Origin of the sequence: Stutzerimonas azotifigens (assembly GCF_013522725.1) — a bacterium.
Classification (GTDB): Bacteria; Pseudomonadota; Gammaproteobacteria; order Pseudomonadales; family Pseudomonadaceae; genus Stutzerimonas; species Stutzerimonas azotifigens_A.
In genome coordinates this window covers 1-1,534 of sequence record NZ_JAAMRF010000022.1, presented here as the reverse complement: position 1 = coordinate 1,534, position 1,534 = coordinate 1, and the positions used below count along the sequence as shown (strand labels likewise).

Genomic DNA, 1,534 nt, shown 5'->3' with positions numbered 1-1,534 from the left:
ACGCTTGGCCCCTGCTGTGCGAACTACAGAATGGCCAGGGCAATGCCCAGAACAGGCCGGATATACGAATGCAACCGCGCTGACGACAGGATCGACAAAGCTATTCCTCACTGCTTGTGGGGAGAGTACATATAAGTTGTTAGAGGCGTGTGCACCATTAAATTGGCCGTTTCGCAGATCGTTTATTTTGTTGAAACGCCTGGTTAGCTAGTAGAAGCAGGCTGAGCGAGATAAGTATAAAGCCGAGTGGGTCAGCCCACAGTGATGCGTTCTGCCAGGATGTCATTTCGATGTTGAAGGCGATTACCTGGCCGCTTTCATCTTTGACATGTGAAACCATCTCTTGATTGAATGATATTTCGTGCATCGCTCTTAGTGCGAGCATTATTGATGAACTTAAGAAAACAATGGCTCCGGGGATTATTTGCCTTGCCATCAGCAATGAAAAACCTGCAATAACAAAGGTAAATAATGCAGCAAGGTGCCCATAACTTATGAGGTAGTGAGTTATCAATTAAAGCCTCTAACGTTAAGTTAAGGGGCGGGCTTTAGCCCGTCCAAGTGAGCGAAGCGAACGCCTTGAACTTGCAGTTAGACGCGGTGACAAGCGGGGCGCTGGATGTTCAGGCCACGCTGACTGTAGCTCAAGCCGAACCGAAAGAGTGAGCAACGAACGTGCGGACGTTGGCAGATATAGAGACGCCGGATGTTCAATGGCTGCTGTGCCAGCGCTCGGCCGGCAAGGCCAGTGCGAAACGCTGCGGGCATTCAGCCAGGTTGCGAGCCCACGCTTATGGCTTACAACCGTACGGGCCTTTAACCGAAGAAATGAAACAATGCTTCCGTGCATTTGAAACCACCAAAAGTACGAGCCGCTTCTAACGATTAGCTAAGGGGCGGGCTTTAGCCCGTCCCAGCGAACGAAGTGAGCGACTTGAGGGCTGTAATGGACTCTCCCTGCACCACGTTTCTTCTATAACACCGTGATGACTGTTTGCTGGGAGAGGTGCGATGAAACGCATAGCGGTTGATTTGGCCAAGTCCGTTTACCAGGTTGCCGAGAGTGTCCAGGTCGGCCGAGTGGATCGGCGCAGGCGGCTCGATTCCGGGGCATTTGCGCGATATGTACAGGAGCAAACTGAACCTGTCGAGTGGGTGATGGAGGCCTGTGGCACAGCTCACCATTGGGGCCGGTTGATGCAGGAGAGAGGGCATCGCGTCGTGCTCTTGCACCCCCGTTACGTGCGCCCGTATCGGCGGCGTAACAAGACCGATCGCAACGACTGCGACGCCATTCTGGAAGCGGCTCGCTGCCAGGAGATCCGCCCGGTTCCGGTCAAGAGCGTCCAACAGCAGGAGATCCAGCAGCTGCATAAGCTACGCGAGGGTTGGAAGAAGTCTCGCGTACAACGCATCAACCTGCTGCGCGGCATCCTACGTGAAGCTGGGGTCGAGGCACCGAGCGGCATCAAGCCGTTTCTACGCCAAGCGTGCGAGCTGATCGAGCGGCCAGAAGTGCGTGCCTTACGCGGTG

2 protein-coding genes are annotated in these 1,534 nt (G+C 54.4%); one reads left to right on the top strand and one right to left on the bottom strand.

Features of this window, described 5'->3' with window-relative positions; all coding sequences use genetic code 11:
- Positions 1 to 157: 157 nt before the first annotated feature.
- Complete coding sequence (locus G7026_RS22460; protein ID WP_181073266.1) at positions 158 to 514, bottom strand: hypothetical protein; 357 nt, start codon at positions 512 to 514, stop codon at positions 158 to 160.
- Positions 515 to 1,011: 497 nt separating this feature from the next.
- Here G7026_RS22460 and G7026_RS22455 point away from each other — a divergent pair.
- Positions 1,012 to 1,534 (top strand): IS110 family transposase (locus G7026_RS22455; RefSeq protein WP_181073265.1); only part of this gene is annotated, 523 nt, incomplete at its 3' end.